The organism is Stenotrophomonas sp. G4, from assembly GCF_003428825.1.
GTDB lineage: Bacteria > Pseudomonadota > Gammaproteobacteria > Xanthomonadales > Xanthomonadaceae > Stenotrophomonas > Stenotrophomonas indicatrix.
Genome location: NZ_CP031741.1, coordinates 213,524 through 231,176, shown reverse-complemented (window position 1 = coordinate 231,176; position 17,653 = coordinate 213,524). Strand labels below are relative to the sequence as shown.

At 65.6% G+C, this 17,653-nt stretch carries 23 protein-coding genes; all 23 read right to left on the bottom strand.

Translation table 11 applies throughout. From position 1 onward, the window contains the following. Window positions 1-323: 323 nt before the first annotated feature. Window positions 324-776, bottom strand: a complete 453-nt coding sequence (locus tag D0Y85_RS00970; RefSeq protein ID WP_117309237.1) for a hypothetical protein — start codon at window positions 774-776, stop codon at window positions 324-326. Continuing rightward, window positions 773-2,089, bottom strand: coding sequence for a FliI/YscN family ATPase (locus D0Y85_RS00965; RefSeq protein WP_117309236.1), 1,317 nt, complete (start codon window positions 2,087-2,089; stop codon window positions 773-775). Before D0Y85_RS00965 ends, D0Y85_RS00970 begins: the two co-directional genes overlap by 4 nt. Then, the gene (locus tag D0Y85_RS00960; protein WP_117309235.1) at window positions 2,086-2,739 is read right to left on the bottom strand and encodes a FliH/SctL family protein; all 654 of its coding nucleotides are present in this window, start codon (window positions 2,737-2,739) and stop codon (window positions 2,086-2,088) included. The genes D0Y85_RS00965 and D0Y85_RS00960 overlap by 4 nt, the downstream gene beginning before the upstream one ends. Next, entirely contained in the window at window positions 2,736-3,182 is a 447-nt protein-coding gene (locus D0Y85_RS00955; protein WP_117309234.1) for a hypothetical protein, read from the bottom strand. Before D0Y85_RS00955 ends, D0Y85_RS00960 begins: the two co-directional genes overlap by 4 nt. Further along, entirely contained in the window at window positions 3,179-4,567 is a 1,389-nt protein-coding gene (fliF, locus tag D0Y85_RS00950; RefSeq protein WP_117309233.1) for a flagellar basal-body MS-ring/collar protein FliF, read from the bottom strand. The genes D0Y85_RS00955 and fliF overlap by 4 nt, the downstream gene beginning before the upstream one ends. A gap of 34 nt (window positions 4,568-4,601) precedes the next feature. Continuing rightward, window positions 4,602-4,898: a flagellar hook-basal body complex protein FliE gene (gene fliE / locus D0Y85_RS00945; protein WP_064237848.1), complete on the bottom strand. Its 297-nt coding sequence runs from the start codon at window positions 4,896-4,898 to the stop codon at window positions 4,602-4,604. Next, a complete protein-coding gene (locus D0Y85_RS00940; RefSeq protein ID WP_117309232.1) occupies window positions 4,898-5,290 on the bottom strand; it encodes a flagellar basal body rod C-terminal domain-containing protein in 393 nt (130 codons plus the stop codon). Before D0Y85_RS00940 ends, fliE begins: the two co-directional genes overlap by 1 nt. Before the next feature lie 2 nt (window positions 5,291-5,292). Next, on the bottom strand, window positions 5,293-5,652 hold the full coding sequence (locus D0Y85_RS00935) for a hypothetical protein (protein ID WP_205420717.1): 360 nt from the start codon (window positions 5,650-5,652) through the stop codon (window positions 5,293-5,295). Window positions 5,653-5,673: 21 nt separating this feature from the next. Then, window positions 5,674-6,789: a flagellar basal body P-ring protein FlgI gene (locus D0Y85_RS00930; protein ID WP_117309230.1), complete on the bottom strand. Its 1,116-nt coding sequence runs from the start codon at window positions 6,787-6,789 to the stop codon at window positions 5,674-5,676. Further along, entirely contained in the window at window positions 6,786-7,325 is a 540-nt protein-coding gene (locus D0Y85_RS00925) for a flagellar basal body L-ring protein FlgH (protein WP_240329303.1), read from the bottom strand. Before D0Y85_RS00925 ends, D0Y85_RS00930 begins: the two co-directional genes overlap by 4 nt. Before the next feature lie 28 nt (window positions 7,326-7,353). Continuing rightward, window positions 7,354-8,040 (bottom strand): flagellar basal body P-ring formation chaperone FlgA, encoded by a 687-nt coding sequence (gene flgA, locus D0Y85_RS00920; protein ID WP_162887593.1) that lies wholly within the window; start codon window positions 8,038-8,040, stop codon window positions 7,354-7,356. 14 nt (window positions 8,041-8,054) lie between these two features. Beyond that, window positions 8,055-8,834 carry a flagellar hook-basal body complex protein gene (locus D0Y85_RS00915; protein WP_117309227.1) on the bottom strand — a complete coding sequence of 260 codons (780 nt, stop codon included), beginning with the start codon at window positions 8,832-8,834 and terminating at the stop codon, window positions 8,055-8,057. A gap of 16 nt (window positions 8,835-8,850) precedes the next feature. Then, a complete protein-coding gene (locus D0Y85_RS20965) occupies window positions 8,851-9,531 on the bottom strand; it encodes a flagellar hook basal-body protein (protein WP_117309226.1) in 681 nt (226 codons plus the stop codon). 7 nt (window positions 9,532-9,538) lie between these two features. Further along, on the bottom strand, window positions 9,539-11,599 hold the full coding sequence (flhA, locus tag D0Y85_RS00905) for a flagellar biosynthesis protein FlhA (protein WP_117309225.1): 2,061 nt from the start codon (window positions 11,597-11,599) through the stop codon (window positions 9,539-9,541). After that, window positions 11,596-12,663, bottom strand: a complete 1,068-nt coding sequence (locus tag D0Y85_RS00900) for an EscU/YscU/HrcU family type III secretion system export apparatus switch protein (protein ID WP_117309224.1) — start codon at window positions 12,661-12,663, stop codon at window positions 11,596-11,598. The genes flhA and D0Y85_RS00900 overlap by 4 nt, the downstream gene beginning before the upstream one ends. After that, complete coding sequence (locus D0Y85_RS00895; protein ID WP_117309223.1) at window positions 12,660-13,430, bottom strand: flagellar biosynthetic protein FliR; 771 nt, start codon at window positions 13,428-13,430, stop codon at window positions 12,660-12,662. The genes D0Y85_RS00900 and D0Y85_RS00895 overlap by 4 nt, the downstream gene beginning before the upstream one ends. 3 nt (window positions 13,431-13,433) lie before the next feature. Beyond that, the gene (locus tag D0Y85_RS00890) at window positions 13,434-13,697 is read right to left on the bottom strand and encodes a flagellar biosynthetic protein FliQ (RefSeq protein WP_057499772.1); all 264 of its coding nucleotides are present in this window, start codon (window positions 13,695-13,697) and stop codon (window positions 13,434-13,436) included. A gap of 18 nt (window positions 13,698-13,715) precedes the next feature. Beyond that, on the bottom strand, window positions 13,716-14,855 hold the full coding sequence (locus D0Y85_RS00885; protein ID WP_162887592.1) for a tetratricopeptide repeat protein: 1,140 nt from the start codon (window positions 14,853-14,855) through the stop codon (window positions 13,716-13,718). Between the two features lie 182 nt (window positions 14,856-15,037). Then, window positions 15,038-15,388: a hypothetical protein gene (locus D0Y85_RS00880; RefSeq protein ID WP_162887591.1), complete on the bottom strand. Its 351-nt coding sequence runs from the start codon at window positions 15,386-15,388 to the stop codon at window positions 15,038-15,040. Between the two features lie 20 nt (window positions 15,389-15,408). Further along, window positions 15,409-15,945, bottom strand: coding sequence for a tetratricopeptide repeat protein (locus D0Y85_RS00875; protein WP_117309220.1), 537 nt, complete (start codon window positions 15,943-15,945; stop codon window positions 15,409-15,411). Window positions 15,946-16,066: 121 nt separating this feature from the next. Further along, the gene (locus D0Y85_RS00870; protein ID WP_162887590.1) at window positions 16,067-16,366 is read right to left on the bottom strand and encodes a hypothetical protein; all 300 of its coding nucleotides are present in this window, start codon (window positions 16,364-16,366) and stop codon (window positions 16,067-16,069) included. Window positions 16,367-16,716: 350 nt separating this feature from the next. Further along, window positions 16,717-17,112 (bottom strand): hypothetical protein, encoded by a 396-nt coding sequence (locus D0Y85_RS00865; RefSeq protein ID WP_162887589.1) that lies wholly within the window; start codon window positions 17,110-17,112, stop codon window positions 16,717-16,719. 84 nt (window positions 17,113-17,196) lie between these two features. After that, window positions 17,197-17,652 carry a hypothetical protein gene (locus tag D0Y85_RS20490; protein WP_162887588.1) on the bottom strand — a complete coding sequence of 152 codons (456 nt, stop codon included), beginning with the start codon at window positions 17,650-17,652 and terminating at the stop codon, window positions 17,197-17,199. Between the last annotated feature and the right edge of the window lies 1 nt (window position 17,653).

Sequence of the window (17,653 nt, the reverse complement as noted above, 5' to 3'; positions counted from 1 at the left end):
CAGAGGAACCGGGGTATGCCGCGAGAGGCATGCGCGAGGGCTGCATCGCTTCTGCAGCCACTCGTGTGCCGGCCAGCATCTGCGACAAGGCGTTGTTGGGCAGCAGCTGCCACGCCAGCAGCATGGCCTGGCCAGCGCCATGCTCATCGGAAGCCGCGACATCGCGCGCAATGGGCCCAGCGTCCCCAGTGATTTCAGGATCTGGACGCGATGGACTGGCGTCCACGGACTCGCGGAAATCACGCGCAGGGCCAGCCGCGGAGGGGCGGACGAGGCGCGGCACCGCGTCGGGTTCGCGTGCCCCCATGCCCGCTGGCATGCGTTCAATCATGCGGGCCTCCGCGCAGGCGGCCACGCAACTCCACCAGCGAATCAAAGACATGCTTCTCGGCCGCATCGCGTTCGATCGCAACCACACGCGTTGCGCGGTGCGCCACCGCGCGGGCCATGCGGTGCGCCGTTTCGTGCTGTTCGCGCGCGAGCAGGGCATCATCCTCGGCGTGCTTCAGGCGCTGTTGGCACGCCTGTACCTGCCGCCATGCGGCTTCCTCCATGCCCGCGCTCGCGGTCAAGCGCGCCAGATCCAGCAGCGGACTCTGCAGCAGCCTCAGGCGCTGCTCGCTGGCCGCCTGCGCACGATCCTGCACGGCCGCGACCGCAGCGGTCGCCTCCGCAACCGCGCGCAGTGCCAGCTGGCGGGCCAGCGCAGCGCGGTCTTCACCGAAACTGCGCCAGCGCTGCAGCGCATGCAGGCCCTTGCTGCGCGGAATGCTCATGCCGCCCCCTGCAATGCGGCTGCCAGGCGGCGGTAGGCCGCTTCGCGCGGGGTCGCCTCGCTAGGCGGTTGTTGCAGCACGGCTTCAAGATGCGGCCGCTGCTCGATGACCCGGTCCAGTGCCGGATTGGCGCCCTTCTGGTGTGCCCCCAGCTCGATCAGGTCGCGCGACGCTTCATACAGCGCCAGATGGCGTCGCGCTTCACGTGCCAGTGCCAGCTCATCGCTGCTGGCCACCGCATCCATCACCCGGCTGGCACTGTGCAGCACATCGATGGCCGGATGGTGTCCGCGCGCGGCCAGGTCCCGGGACAGCACGACGTGGCCGTCGAGGATGGCGCGCATATGGTCGGTCACCGGCTCATTCATGTCATCGCCTTCCACCAGCACGCTGTAGATGCCTGTGATCGAGCCACCCGCCTGCAGCTTTCCGCAGCGCTCGAGCATCCGTGGCAGCTGCGCGAACACCGATGGCGTATAGCCACGGAACGTGGGTGGCTCGCCGACCGCTAGGCCGATCTCGCGCTGCGCCATCGCAAAGCGGGTCATCGAATCGACCACCAGCAGCACCGAACGGCCGCTGTCGCGGAAGTACTCTGCCACTGCGTGGGCGGCGTGGGCCGCATGCACGCGGGTCACGGCCGTCTCATCGGCGGTCGCCACCATCACCACCGACCGGCGCAGTCCGGTATCGCCCAGGGAGTGGCGCAGGAAGTCGCCCACCTCGCGCCCCCGCTCGCCGATCAGGGCAAGCACAGTCACGTCGGCCTGTACCTCCCGTGCAAGTGCCCCCAGCAACGTGCTTTTACCAACACCGCTGCCGGCGAAGATGCCGATCCGCTGGCCTTCGCCCAGGGTCAACAGGGTGTCGACCGCACGGATGCCCGTGGGCAACGGCGTGTCGATCGGCGCACGGTGCAAGGGATTGATCGGCGTCCGGCGCAGCGCGTAGCGTTGCGCGCACTGCAGTGGACGGCCGTCGATCGGCTCGCAGAGTGCATTCACCACGCGGCCAAGCAGGGCGTCGCCGACCGGCACTTCCAGGGCACGCTCGCAGGCACGGATCTCCTGCCCCGGAGCCAGGCCGTCGATCTCGCCGAACGGCATCAGCTGGGTGCGCCCCTGGCGAAACCCGACCACCTCGGCCAGGATCGGTGCACGTCCGTCGCGATCGATATGGCACAACTCGCCTACACCGACCTCGGGGCCAAGCGCCTCGATCACCAAGCCGTTATAGGACGCCACCTGGCCGAGGCGACGCACCATCGGCGCCGCGGCAATGGCTTCAAGCAGGGTGTCGCACGCAGCCGTCATTGCGCGTCCCCTGCGCTGGCCAGTCCCTGCAGGAAGGCGGTACGCAACGCATCCAGACGCACATCCAACCCCGCATCGTCGATCCCCAGCGGGCTTTCGATACGGCACTGGCCCGGCTGCAGGCGCGCATCCGCTTCGATGCGGATCTCCGCAGTGGCCAGCGCCTGCGCGAACGGCGCGTCCAGCGGAGGCAGTCGCAGCAGCAACGGGCGCTGCTTCTGCTCGGCCAGCGCCTGGCGGCAGGCCTGCGCGATACGCTCTTCGGCAGGCAGCGCATCCAGCACGCGAAGCATAGCGGCATAGGCCAGTTGAATCGCCATAGCCAGCATGGCGCGTTCCAGTTCAGCCAGCTGCGCGGGCAGTTGCACCGACCACTGCGCCAGACGTGCGCGCTCATCCTGCAGTTCCGCCAGGGCCTGGGCATGACGATGATGGCAGGCCAGTTCCGCAGCAGCCACCGCATCACGGATCTGCGCATCGGCTTGGCGCATGCCTTCGGCATGGCCGGCTTCGCGTGCTTCCTGCAGCCACTTCAGCCGCTCCTGCTCCGGATCGATGCCGATCACAGGCGACGCCATGACTTCGGCGGGCGCGAACAACGTTCCAAGCCTTACCACCCTCGGTTCATCAGCAGGCAGTCGCTGGATCATGCGGCGCGCTCCACCGCAGCCAACTGCATCGCCTCTGCTTTGAGTGCATGGGCCAGGCGCGGCGGCAGTGCGGGCACCCTGCCCAGCTCGCGCGCCACCACCGCACCGCGTGACGGCTCCAGCAGCGACACGCAGAACGATCGATCCAGCTCCCCCCAAGCCGCCAGCACGCGTGCGTACCAGGCATCCGGCAGGTGCGCAGCCAGTCCTATCAACTGCTCTACATCCAGCGACGTTTCACTGGTGAGTCCAACCACTTCGTCGGCCAGCAGCGCCTGGGCAAGCTCGGCGATGGGCAGGCGCAAAGCCTGCAGCTCGCCCACCAGACGCTTGATCCGGGATGCTGCGGCCGGCGGCAGCTGGGAAAGCAGCTGGCGCCGGTCAGACGCCACCAGCGTGGCCAGCATCAGGGCGCACTTGCGTTCGCCGCGCGAACTGTTCATGGCGCGCCGCCCTCGGCCAACCAGCCACGCATCCTGGCCAGAACGGCGTCCCGTTCGGTGGGGCTCAATCGCTTCGGGCGTCGTTGCGTAGCCAGGATCGCAATCCCGCCCAGCAAGGCACCGGCAACGGCGATCAGGGCCCAACGGATCCAGGGGGCCGATGCCGTCGTCTTCTTCACCGGCGATGTCGGCTGGGAAGGTGGCGGGGCCTGCGTTGCACCGAGCGGGGTGACGGCACGGGCCGCGCCGGGTGAGGCATCCCAGCGCTGGCCACGGCCAAGCCGCGATACTGCCAGACGGTCTCCCCGCACCTCGTTGATGCCGGCCGCGGCGGCGACCAGCGAGCGGATCCGCTCGACCTCGCTGTCGTCCAGGTTCGGCGGTAGGATGACCGCCACGGACAGCGTCTCGATCCGGCCCGGAGCGCGGGCGATCTCCTGGCGCGAGGTACCGTGCACGAAGGTGGACTCCTCCTCGTTCTCGTTCTGCCCGCCCTCGCTGCCTCCCGAGTGGCTGACCCGCTTGTTGGCGAGCAGGCCGTTGCCATCGCCCCCCTGCGCCAGCGGCCGTTCGCTCACTTCACGAACCGCGTCGAAGTTGAGGGTAGCCTCCACCGACACACGAAATTCTCCGTCATGCAGGACCTGCCCAAGCAGATCGACGATGCGCGCCTGCAGGCGGTTCTCCAGCCGCTGGTCTTCTTCGGCATGTCCCTGCAGATCAGCATCGTTGGCGCCATCCGCGCTTGCGGCTGCAAGCAGACCACCATCGGAATCCAGCACCGAGACCTGGGTCGGCGCCAGACCCTCCACCGATGCGGCCACCAGGCTGCGTACACCATTGATCTGCTTGCGGGTCAGGCGCTGGCCCGGCTCCAGTGCCAGTGCGACAGACGCCTTCGAGTCATCATGCTGATCGGCGAACAGGCCAGGACGGCGGATGGTGAGGTGCACGCGCGCACTGGTGACACCGGGAAGCGCGGCGATGGTACGTTCGATCTCGCCCTGCAGGGCGCGTTGGTAATTGACCCGCTGCGCGAACTCGGTAACACCGAAGTCCGAATCGTCGAACAGCTCGAAGCCGACATGCCCCCCACGCGGCACCCCGGCCGAAACCAACCGCATGCGGGTGTCATACACCTGATCGGCCGCTACGGTGATGCCGGCGCCGCCGTCCGTGATGGTGTGTGGCACCTTCCATTCGTTGAGCGACGCCACCACCTCGGCAGCATCGCGTTCATTCATGTTGCCGAACAGCAGCTGCTGCCGGGGCGTCATCACCCACCACAGGGTCGCAATGGTCAGCGCCAGCAGCGCGACGATGCCGATAATCAGGCCAATCCGCGCCGGGCGCTGCAACGAAAGATAGAAATTCCTGGGATCCATGGACTCGGCTTGATAGATGAGAGTGAGCAGTGGCTTACAGCTGGATCCGCGCCAGTTCCTGGTAGGCCTCTACCAGGCGGTTGCGCACTTCGGTGGCCAGGCTGAGATCCAGGCGTGCCTGTTCCAGTGCGATCATCACTTCGTGCACCGGCACATCACGTCCGGCGGCGAGTGCGCGGACCCCGGTCTCGGCTACATCCAGGCTGTGCTCGACATGCCCAACGCCACTGGCAAGCCATCCGGAGAAGTCCGCCGCAGGTGTGGCCGGCGCCGATATGGCCAGACTCTGTCCCTGTTCCAGCCCGATTGGGCCGATTGCCTCGATGCTCATCACTTGGCCCCGATTTCAAGCGAGCGCAGCATCATGCTGCGCAGCAGGTTGAACGAACGTACGTTGGCCTCATAGCCACGGCTGGCCGTCATCAGGGTGGTCATTTCCTGTACCAGGTCGACCTGCGGAAAACGTACCTGGCCGTTGCTGTCGGCCAACGGATTACCGGGGTCATGGACCACCCGGGTAGCCGCCGGCGCCTGCTGCAGCGTGCCGCCCTGCCCCAACCAGTGGCCGAACGAGCTGCCATTGCCGATCTGCCACAGCGTCACCTCCTGGCCAGCAGGCACCGCGACGTTGGCGGCCGCGATATTGCGACTGGCGGCATCCAGGCGCAGCCGCTCGTAGTTCAGGCCGTCGCGGGCCACATCCAGTACTGAATCGATCGGCATGCTCAGTTCCTCCCGACCACAGCCAGGCGCATCAATCCGAACTGCCGGTTCAGCGCCTCGGTCAGCGACTGGAAACCAACACCCACCCCCACCAGTTCGCTGACCTGCGCATCCAGGTTCAGCGGTGTTTCCAACGGACGGATGTCCGGCTCACGCACCTGAGAAATTGCCTGCCGCAGCCCATCACTGCGGCCCTCCACGGCCGCATCGAGCATCACCTGATACTGCGAGAAATCCGCACGCAGCGCCAATGCACCAGGCATCGAGGCATTGGCGATGTTGGAATTGGCGATCTCTGCACGGCTCTGGTACATGCCCAGCGCCAGCCTGATTGCATCGATGGTGGTCTCACTGCTGGACATCATCAGCGCTCCTGTGTGCATTCATTGGATGACGAGCTCGCCGTCGAGCGAACCGGCGGCCTTGATCGATTGAAGTACCGCGATAACATCGCGCGTGCTCAGATGCACCGCGCGCAGCGCCGAGATCAGGTCGGCGACGGTGGCACCTTCGGGGATGCGTACCAGCGGCGCCTCAGGATCTTCGGCCTTGATCGTGGTGCTGGGCACCACCGCCGTGGCAATGCTGTGCCCAGGGCGGTAGTAGATGCCGTCCGGCTGGGATACCTGGTACTCGGTGCGGATCTCCACGCGCAGGCCGGCATGCGAGATGCCGACCTGGCCCAGGCGCACGTCGCCGCCGGCGACAACGGTGCCCGTGCGCTCGTTGACCACCACCCGCGCCGGCCTGTCCTGGACCACGGAGAGGTTCTCCAGATGCGCGATGCGCTCCACCAGATCGGCCGGCGGCGAGACGAATGACACGGTGACCTTGCCCGCATGCGCCGCACGTACCGTCGATGATGGTTCGGCGCTGCGGATCACGCTGGCGATGCGGCTGGCGTTGGTGAAGTCGGGTTCGTTGAGCAGGATGCTCAGCTCACGTCCTTCTCCGGCCACCGGCAATGGCGATGCCCGTTCGATGCTGGCTCCGGACGGAATCCAGCCCACCGTCGGGTGGTTCTTCTGCAGCGATGCGGTAACCCCCTGGAACTGGTAGCCGCCCACTGAAATCGCTCCCTGCGCCATTGCATACAGTCGGCCATCGGCGGCCATCAACGGCGTCAGCATCAGCGTGCCGCCGGTCAAGCTGCGCGCATCGCCGGACGAGGCGACCTGCACATCCACCATCTGCCCAGGTTCGGCAAACGGCGGCAGTTTGGCGGTGACGATCACCGCAGCCACATTGCGGCTGGCGATATCGTCCTCGGCCACGTTGACGCCGAAGTTGCGCAGGGTATTGGCCACCGACTGCACGGTGGCGCGGTTGCGCTGGGAGTCACCGGATCCCGACAGGCCAAACACCAGGCCGTAGCCCGTCAGCTGGTTCTCGCGAACGCCGGCCACGCGGGCGATATCCTTCACCTTCACTGCGCCGGCGTGGGCCCAGCCGGCCTGGCACAATGCGGCCACCAGTACTGCTGCGATAGAGATCCTCACATCAACCTCAGCCACTTGAAGAATCGGTAGATCACACTCTGGCGCTGGGACTCACTGACGATGCCCACGCCATCCAGCTCCAGTTCGGCGTTCGCGATACGGTTGGACCACACCGTGTTCTGCGCAGAGACGTCCTGCGGGCGTACCAGGCCTTTCAAGCGGATGCGCTGGTTCTCGCCATTGACGGTGAGCGTCTGAGCACCCTCGATGCGCAGGCTGCCATCCGGCTCCAACGCCACCACCTGCACCGAAACCTGGGTCCTCAACTCGCCAACGCGCGTGGTCTGCGCGCCGCCTGAATTACTGCCGCTCAGGCCAACATCGGCATTGAAATCGGTACTGGGTGAGCGCAGCCCGGCACCAAGATCGAGCCTGCTCGACGCATCGGTGGCGGCTTGCGATTTGGCCCGGGTTGCTTCGGCGACGTACACGGTAATGACATCACCCAGGCGATAGGCACGATGGTCCGCCGCCAGCGCGCGGTACCGTTCGGGTTCAACCAAGCTCTGTGCCTGTGCGGCCTGGATCGCCAGCAAAGCGCCCAGCAGGGCGGCAACAGCCTGTCTATTCATCGATCACCACCTCTGCCGGAGCGCTGACCCGTGCCTGCACTGCCCGCTGCGATCCCTGCGGACGGACCTGGATGCGCTCACCCAGCCGTCCACTGGCCAGTGCCGTTCCCGCCACTACGATGCGGACGGCGCCGCGCTCCACTGCCAGGGTCACCTGCTGCTGTGCCGCAACCTCGGGTGCAGCCGCAAGATCCTCGGCCAGCATCGGACTACCGGCATGCACCGCGCGCCGCAGTCGCTTGCCCCGCACGTCGGCCAGTGTGGTAATCGCGGGCCCTTCGCAACAGGCCATATCGATGCGGACGGGCGTTGCCTGCAGCTTCTCCCCCGGAACCATCGCCGGATAGTCGTTGCTGTAGGCCAGCACTTCGCGCAGGTCGCTCGCTGCAAGCCACACCGTGACAAGGCGGCGCGTGCCCCTCGAATCGGAAAGGCGCACCGGGACCGAGGCGCGCGCGCGTGGCCAGCGCCCGGCAACCGTGCCGACCTCGACCTCGGGATCGGCACCGATACCGGCCACGTCCGCCACGCGGCCCAGCACCGACACGATCGCGGTACTACCCTGTGCCTGCAGGCGTGCCTGCACTGTCTCCACCACGCGGGCAGCCAGATACTGGCCAGGCAGCGGCGCAGGCGTGGAGTGGGCGGTCACTGGCGACGCCAGGGCAAGCATCAGCATCAAGGAGTGCATGATCAGCGGCGCAGGTTGTTGATGGTTTCCAGGACCTGATCTGCGGCCTGCAGCACACGCGCATTGAGCTGATAGGCGCGCTGTGCCATCACCAGGCTGGACATCTCTTCGATCATCTGGACGTTGGCCATTTCCACGTAGCCCTGCTGCAGCTTGCCGCTGCCGGCCTCACCGGGTACCACATAGCTGGGTGAGCCGGCGGCAACGGTGGCGGTAAAGCGGTTGTCGCCTACCGACTGCAGGGCATCGGTGGCACCGAACACCGCCAGCTCGATCGCGCCCAGCACGGTGCGCTGGGTCTCGCCCGGCATCAACACCGAGACCTCGCCAGCGCTGGATACCTCCAGCTTGGTCGCATCGAGCGGGATCTGCGGAGCGTTTGCCAGGCGGGCGCCCTGCAGGGTGCGCAGGCTGCCTTCGGCATCAAGCCTGAACTGGCCGTCGCGGGTGTAGGCAACGCTGCCGTCGTCAAGCTCCAGTTCGAACAGCCCGGAGCCGCTGATCGCCAGATCCAGCGGATTGCCGGTCGCGCGGATATCCCCCGTCTCGAACTCGGCCAGGGTGGCACTGATCCGGGTGCCACCCGGCATCGGCTGCGCTGGCGCCGCCGGCAACGTGGCATCGAGGGCCGGTGGCATCGCGACACCCGCCACGTCGGCGAAGTTGACCCGGCTGCGCTTGAAGCCCGGAGTCTGCATGTTGGCGACGTTGTTGGAGATCACGTCGATCTGTTTCTGCTCGCTGCGCAAGCCGCTGGCGGCGATGTAGAGGGCATCGATCATCTGGGTCGCTCCGTACTCAGTTGTTGCCAAGGTTGTTGATGCCCCGATCCAGCATCTGGTCGTAGGTGCTGATGGCGCGGCGAACCGAATCGATGTGGCGGGTGGTTTCCATCAAGCGCAGCATTTCGTCGGCCGCCTCGACATTGGCGCGCTCAAGAGCGCCCTGCACCACCTTGCCTTCCCACGGATGCAGTTCGCCGCTGTAGTCATAGGTTCCTGCGCCCAGCGGCGACACCGCGGCCGGATCGGCTGTCGCCACCAGGCGCAGCTGGTCCACTTCCTGCTCCTCCACCCACAGGCGTCCGTCACCGTCCACGCGAACGCTGGCGGCCTGCCCCCCCGGAATCACGATCGGTCCCGCACTGCCGACCACGGCTTCGCCGTTGGCCGTCATCAGTTGCCCGGCCTCGCCGATGCGCAGGGCCCCCGAGCGCGCCAGCATGGCCCGCCCCTCGCGCTCCACCACGAAAAAGCCCTCCCCGCGCAAGGCAAGGTCAAGCGCCCGGCCGGTCTGCGCAAGTCCACCATCACGCTGGTCGGCCACGGTGCGCAGCCCGGCCTGGGCGGCGAAATCCGGAGCGGTGCGCAAGGCGCGGTAGCCGGGTGTATGCGCGTTGGCCACGTTCTGGCTGATCGTGGCCAGGGTCCTGACTTCGGCAGCAAGGCTGCGGCTGATCGCTTCAAGGGTGTCGGTCATGCGGGCCTCAGTGGGACTGGATCGCGGCGAAGGAGCGGACCGGCAGCGTGGCCGGCACTTCGTTCAAGCCCAGCACCGCCAGATACGGCATCGAACGCACCAGCAACGCCCTTAGCGAGCGTCGCGCCGGCGAGGGGCACAACAGCACCGGCACCAGGCTGCGGCCCATCATCGATTCGGCCTGGCTGGCCAGGTTCTTCATGAAGCCATCCAGCTGGGCCATGTCACCGAACAGCGAACCGCCGCGACCGTCAACGGGGCGCAGGTTGGCCAGCAGGGTGCGCTCGAGTTCCGGCGACAGGGTCATCACATGCAGGTCGCCTTGCGCATCGCGCAGGCTCTGGCAGATCGCCGCGCCCAGCCGCTCACGCACCCGCTCGGCCAGCTCATCGGGTTGCTTGGTGGTGCGGCCGGCATCAACCAGCACTTCCAGAATCGCTTCCAGATGGCGGATGCTGACCTGCTCGCGCAGCAGGTGCTGCAGTACCTTCTGGATCTCCGAATAGGTCAGGACGCCGGGCACCAGCTCCTCGACCAGCGAGCCCTGCTGCTCGCGCAAGCGGTTGACCATGCGTTCGGCCTCGGCGCGGGTCAGCAGATCTGCGCAATGGCGCTTGATCAGCTCACTCAGATGGGTGATCACCACCGTATCTGCATCCACCAGGGTGTAGCCGGCGCTGCGCGCGTGCTGGCGCTGCTCCTTGCTGATCCACTGCGCGGGCAGTCCATACGCCGGATCCCGGGTCTCCGGCCCCTCCAGGCGCGCACGGCTGCCGCCCGGGTTGATGGCCAGGACACGATCGATCGTCAGCTCACCCTGCCCCGCCCGGGTGCCCTGGAAGTGAATCTCATAGGCGTTGCCGCGCAGCTCCGGTCGCCGACTGGTCTGCACGCGCGGCACCAGGAAGCCCATGTCCTGTGCGAACTGCCGACGCACATGCGCGATGCGATCGGCCAGGTCGCCATCATCGCCCAGGAAGGCATCGGCGAGCTCGGCACCCAGTCGGATCTCGATCGGTTCGATGCGCATCCAGTCGCTGCCGTCTTCGCCGGCCTTGGACGCTGCCTTGGCCTCCACCTGCTCCTGCACCATCTCCGCGACATCGCCCGCACGCGCCCTCATCGCCGCCCAGCCCAGACCACCCAGTACCAGCAGGACCGCAATCACCGGCAGTTTGGGGAAACCCGGCAGCAGCAAGACCAGGAGCAGCACGACGGCCACGATCGCCAACGCCTTCGGGTTGGCCATCACCTGCCTGGGAATCTCGGTGCCCAGCTGCGCGTCGGCGGCAGCGCGGGTGATGATGATGCCGGTGGCCACCGCGATAACCAGCGACGGGATCTGGGTGACGATGCCGTCGCCGATGGTCATCAACGTGAAGTGCTGCACCGCCTCGCCCCAGGGCAGGCCCAGCTGCGCGATGCCGATGGCGAGGCCGCCGATGATGTTGGTCAGGATGATGATGATGCCGGCGATCGCATCGCCCTTGACGAACTTGGTGGCGCCATCCATCGCGCCGTAGAAGTTGGCTTCCTTCTCGATCTGCGCACGGCGCTGACGTGCCTCGTGCTCATCGATCAGCCCCATGTTCATGTCGGCGTCGATGCTCATCTGCTTGCCGGGCATCGAATCCAGGGTAAAGCGGGCGGCGACTTCCGCCACGCGCTGCGCACCGGAGGTGACCACCACGTACTGCACGACCACCAGGATCAGGAACACCACGATGCCGACGATGTAATTGCCGCCAATCACGAACTCGCCGATCGCGTTGATCACCCGGCCCGCATCGCCACCTTCCAGGATCAGGCGCGTGGCCGAGACGTTCAGCGACAACCGGAACAGCGTGGACAACAGCAGGATGGTCGGGAACGTGGAAAATTTCAGCGGCGTGTCGGTGAAGAACGTCACCAGCAGGATCAGCATGGCCATGCTGATGTTCACCACCAGCAGGAAGTCCAGCAGCACCGGGGGAATCGGCACGAACAGCACCACCAGCACACCGATCACCAGCGCCACCAGGGCCAGGTCACGGCGCCCGCCCCACATCTGGCTGAGCAGCAGCTTCATACGGACGCTCCCTTTCGCTTCCACAGCGTCCGGTACACCGGCGCCAGCTCGCCGTACAGTGCCTCGGGCACGGTGTGGTCGATGTCGCACTCCTTGTAGAGTGCGCGTGCCAACACGGGCAAGCGCATCACCGGGACCTGATGGCGCCCGGCCAGGCGGCGGATGATGGCCGCCAGCGAACCAGCGCCCTTGGCAATGACCACCGGCCCCAGCATCTTGCCCGGGCGATAGCGGAGTGCCACTGCCACATGGGTCGGGTTGGTCAGTACCACGTCGGCCTCGTGCACGCGCGCCAGTGCACGGGTCTTGCGCAGCAGCTCGCGCGATTGCTGGCGGCGCTTGGACTTGATGGCGGGATCGCCGTCGCGCCGGCGCACTTCATCGCGCACCTCGCGCCGGCTCATGCGCATCTTGCGCATGTACTCGCGCCGGGTGAACAGCAGGTCGGCAACCGCCACCAGGCCCAGCACTAACAGCACGTACAGCGATGTCTGCACGAACATGTCGCGGAACAACGCGCCCACGCGCTGCGGCAGCACCTGGATCACGGCTTCCGCCAGGCCCCGCGCCTTCCAGGCGAATACCGCGCACACGGCGCCCAGCAACAGGAACTTGGCGGTCATCTTGCCGAGCTCCCACAGGGTCCGCATCGAGAAGATGCGGCGCAGCGCATTGGCCGGATTCATCCGCTTGAAGTCGGGTTTCAACGGCTGGGTGGTGAACATCGGGCCGGTCTGCAGCAGGTTGCCAAGCACGCCGGCGACCAGCAGCGCCAGCACCAACGGCAGCACGGCCTGCCCGACCGGGCCATAGGCGCGCGCGGTCCAGTGCACAAACGACGCATTGAGCTCCGGCGCATTGCCTGCCAGGGCCAGTAGGTGCCGGGTCGCGTCGGCCAACGCAATCGCGATGCCTCCCACGGTCATGGCCAGCGCCGCCGCGAACACGACCAGCACCAGGCTGCCCGACACATCCGCGCTCTTGGCGACCTCGCCGCGCTGTCGCGCCTGCTCAAGGTGGTGCGGGGTGGGCTGCTCGGTCTTGTCCTGATCGGGCTGGCTCATGCGCCCCCCAGCAACGACGGGATGCGCTGGAAGGCATCGCGGTACAAGCGCTCGAACAACGCCGGCACGAACGGCAGCGTTGCCATCAGCATCAGCAGCGCCACGATCATCTTCACCGGCAGTACCAGAAAGTACACGTTGGCCTGCGGCATCGAGCGCGTGGCATACGCCGCGCCGATGTCCACGGCAAGCAATGCCAGCACCACCGGCGCCACCATCACCAGACCCAGCAGGAAGCTGCTGCCCAGCATGCCGAACAGCCCGTCGGCATGCAGGCGGCCGCCCTGCCCGAGCGGAAGTACCTGCGCACTGGATATCAGCATGCGGTACAGGTCCAGGTGCAGATCCAGGGTAAAGAACAGCACGGTGCCGACCAGCATCAGCAATGTGCCCAACAGTGATTGGGTCTCACCCTGTGCGGCAGGATTGAACAACACCGCTGCGCTGGCACCTGCCTGGATGTCGATCAGCCAGCCGCCCATATGCAGCGCCGCCTGCGGCAGCATCACCGCCAGCCCGAAAGCCAGGCCAACCATCAACTCTCCCACCGCCGCCACCACCCAGCCGAACGCTCCGCCCTGCGGCAGGGTTGCCTGCAGCTGCAGCGGCTGCGCCTGCACGGTCAGCCAAGCCAGTACCATCGCCAGCACGATGCGAACCATCGGCGGCGCCCAGCGCAGCGGCGTCAACGATGTCATCGCTGTGGCAGGCAGGTAGCGGATCATCGCCAGCAGGAAACTGCCGGCAAACTGGTGCAAGGCATCCATGGGCTACATTCCCGCCGCCGCTTCGAACATGCGCTTGGCAAGTTCGACCGCGATCGACAGCATCCAGCCGCCCATCGCCACGCAGACCACGCCGACGACGATGATCTTGGGGACGAAGGTGAGGGTCATTTCCTGCACCTGGGTGACCACCTGCACGATCGAGATCAACAAGCCGATGACCAGCGTGGACAGCAGCACCGGCGCCGACATTTTCAGTGCGGCGATAAGCGTGTCGATCAGCAGGCGCATGGCGAAATCAGAATCCATCTGAATGCTTCGCCCTGGTCAGTGGGGAACGAGTGTGCGGTGCACGCGCCGGGAGAACTCGGCGACAGGCAGCGTTGTCACGCCTGAGTCTTCGAGCAGCTCCGACAGCAATGCCTGCGCGCCCTGGGCATCGCCCTGCGCCTCCAGCAGCAGGCTGCGCGCGTAGCGCGCGGTGATCGAGGCAGGTGCAAGCCGCAATGCCTTCTGGATCGACTGCTCCGCCTCGTGGTGCTCGCCCGCAAGCACCGCGACCAGTGCCAGCCCACCGTGGGTATCGCCGAAATTGCGGTCGATCGCATAGGCCTGCTGGTAGCTGCCCCGCGCGGCCTCGCGCTGGCCCTGCAGCAACTGGGTCCAGGCCAATGCGTGCCACGTACCGATATGCCCCGGCATGGCCTGCACAGCATGCTCCAGGATGCTACGGGCACGCGGCAGGTCGTTGGCCATCATCGCGCACTGGCCTTGACCGGACAGGGCACGCCCGGAGTTGGGGTGGCGCTGCAGTGCGCGCCCATACATCCGCTCGGCAGCAGCTGCGTCGCGGCGCCACAGCGCAAGCGTGGCCGCCACCAGCAGCGACTCATGCTGGTCCGGATCGCGGCGAAGGCCTGCATCGGCAGCCAGTGCCGCCTGCTCCAGATGGTTGCCATCGAACAGTGCCAGTGCCCGCACCCCCAACGCCTGCGCGTCCTCGGGATCAAGGATCAAGGCGCCGTCAGCATGGGCCAATGCCTGGTCATGGTCGGCCTGCATCAAGGCGATCCGGGCCGCAAGAATCAGCAACGGTGCCGACGCGCCATGGGCGGTGATCGCCTGCGACACGGTCGCCTGAGCGCGCTCCGGTTGGCGCAGGCACAGCTGGCAGAAGGCGAGATCGTGGGCGATACCCGGCGCATCCGCCCCGGCTTCGATCAGCCCCTGCAACTGCTGCGCAGCCTGTGCGTAACGGCCACTGGCCAGTGCGCAGCGTGCCTGCCGGAATGCTACCGCCGGGTGCCCGAGCGTGCTTGCGGGCAACTCTGAAAGCACGCGATCAGCTTCGCCGACCGCGCCTTGGGCCAGCAGCAGATCCAGCAGTTCACACGCAAGTTCTGAGTTACCTGAATCCGCTGCGAAATACGCTCGCAGGCGCGCCACACGCACACCGTTGCCTTCCATGAGTGGCACGAATCCTGACGTGACTGATTGCATCTCCAGCGCACGAACGTGCGCCAGCCCCTGTGCTCGACACTCCCTTCTGCGCCCCGGTCGTTTCCCCCGAGCCGTGAGCGCTGGGTGAAACTACAGCTGTGCAATCGCGCATGTCAATAGGGCGTCAAGGGATTGTTGAAATCCTGAGATCAGGTCACAGAACGGATGAGCGCCTGGAACGCTTCGCGGTGTTCCTCGTTGGCCTCAAGACTGTCCACCAGGGTGTCCAGCATCGGCTGCCATTGGCTGTATTCACGCAGCTCAGCACCCAGTTCGGCGAGCAGGACCGCACGTATCACCCGGCGCCGCGCGGCGCGCATCGCCACCTGGTCCTGGGTATCCACGCCGCGCACCAGGTCGGCCACTTCGGCACGCAGCGAGCGGGGCGCCGACGCGGGGGCGCCGGAGTTTCCCGCACGCACCCGCTCGCCGCGCCGGCTCAGCTCGGCGCGCACCGCGGCGATCAACGGCGTTGATAGGGAGGTCCGATCAATCGGCATGCAGCACCCGCGGACAGCAACTAGTTGGTGCGACCATACCCGGTCAGGAAGATCGGTGCAGGCGTGTCGATGCGCGCTGCCACCTCGGTCAACGACGCAGGCACCGCACCCGCCAGCTGGTCACGCAGACGGCGCATGTCGATGGCCAGCGCCGGCAGTGCCTGCGGCTGGGCCAGGCCCTCATCCAGTTCACGCAGGGCGTCGTCCATGCGCTGGTCGGCCGCGGCATCGAGGGCGCGGGCATACGCCCCCAGCGCGTCGACCTGGGCCAGCACCGGCGCCAGCATCTGTCGCGCCTCTTCGGCCCTGCCCTGACCCATCAGCAACTGCGCGTACTGGAAGCGCGCGATGGCCAGGTCAGGGGCGGCCGCGACCACCCTGCGGAAACCCGTCTCGGCCCGGTCCACCAGGCCCAGCTGGGCGTGCTGGGCCGCCAGCAGGTAGGTCGCGTGGACGTGCTCCGGTTCGCGTTCGAGCAGGGTTTTGAGCAGCACCAGTGCATCAGCCTGGCGATTGCCCGCGATCGCATCGATCGACAGGCGGAGTAGCTCTTCCATGTCCAGCCTCGTGTATTCCATCGCGTACCCCCTGAACGTGATCATGGCTCACGGACATGCGCATCGCCCGTGAGTCGTCAATACACCTTTGCCCTGCGGCTCGCCCCCTGGAATCAGCCGACTAAGACTGCACCTTTGCGAAGACGCGCTCTACCAACGGCAACACAACATTCTCAATAAAGGCGCGCGCCTCTCCCTCCGTCTCAAACTCTTCGACATGAAAGTCCTCATTCCAGAGAGCCGATTTCCAGGAAAATTCGGGATCACGAAGGCTATCGTAAAGTTCCCGCCTCACCCCTTCCCTGTATACCTCAACCTGCTCGAGGCGCTCCTGAAACAATTCAATCATCCCGGGCCAATCACCGGTCTCGACTGAATAAAATGACTCAACAGCAGAAAGAGCAATGTTGTACTGCCTCACACAGTGCCTCCGGGTACAGAGTGATCAACGCCCTTGCTACGCCGCCCGGGAGCTTCTCCAATCGCCCCTACGTCTATTGCATCCACACGAACACGAATGATGCGGACGTTGACTGGCGCGGCGCGGGTGCGTTCCACCCGGGCATCCTCCAGTGCTCTTGGCACTTCATACATTGAAACAAATAGGTCACCGATGCGCACCGGCGGCAGCAAATCCAACATGATCCCGCGCCCGGGGGCTTTGGCAATCGAAGCAACGACGAATCCCACGAACGGAAACCCTTCCGCTCGAACTCCCGCCAACCCTGCCATTGCTTCCAAACAACAGTGACGACGAGAAACCTAGAATCTCTACCTGGAAATCGCCACAACCTCCAAGTCATCAACATCACGGTACAGCTGAGCGCGAACATACAAGCCCGCAATCATATCGAGCTCCTCGGAGTCGCCATGACGACTAGAAACCAGCTTTTCCGAGGGAAGCATGCCAAACGTCAACGCATCACGCCTTAGGGACTCAATATTGTCTGCCAGCAATCTCCCCGACAAAAGACCCCCAACCCCACCTTTGAATGTAACAAGCAAGTTTCCATCGATGTGGCGCCGAACCTTGAAATCGGGGTCTTGAAGCGTAACAGCCCTCAGTCGATCGTTTGCCTCAGCGACACTCAACTCCGCTCCCACCCAAACCACGCAGCTGCCATGGGAGTACAGGGTAAATGCGCTGCCGGCCAGATACTTACGCATGTGCTCGACGATCCACTCACCTGTCGACACAATGTCGGGCCGCCATGACGGACGCGCAATAACTCTATTCATAAAGACACCCCATTAGTCATGACAAGCCTCTGACCAGATCGCAAATCGAGGCAAAGCCGACTCGCACTTAATGCAACCCAAGCGCTCTGCATCAGAGAATCGACCGAGCACCTTCTTCCAGACACCATTTTCAACCCCAAAGTAGAGATCGGCAAAGAGAGGGTTGGCAATTAGCTGTTTCGTACCGCAGAAATTACAACCAACCTTCTCGATCTTCACCCTTGTCCAACCATCCGGCATTGCCATCAGGGTCACAGAGTTCACAAATTTCGGCCCGATTTTGCAGAGTGCGAATGCAAACAGATTTCCATGTTCCTTTGTGAATCGAAAAGACGCAGCACGCAAGCGCATCGTTTCCGGCCCGCCAAGGCTCCTGCCCTCCCAAGTGCCGGTCGCAACGACACTCTCCCACTCAAGATCATTCAGAACATGCATCAGCTGACCATCGACCATCAATTCGCGCGGCACG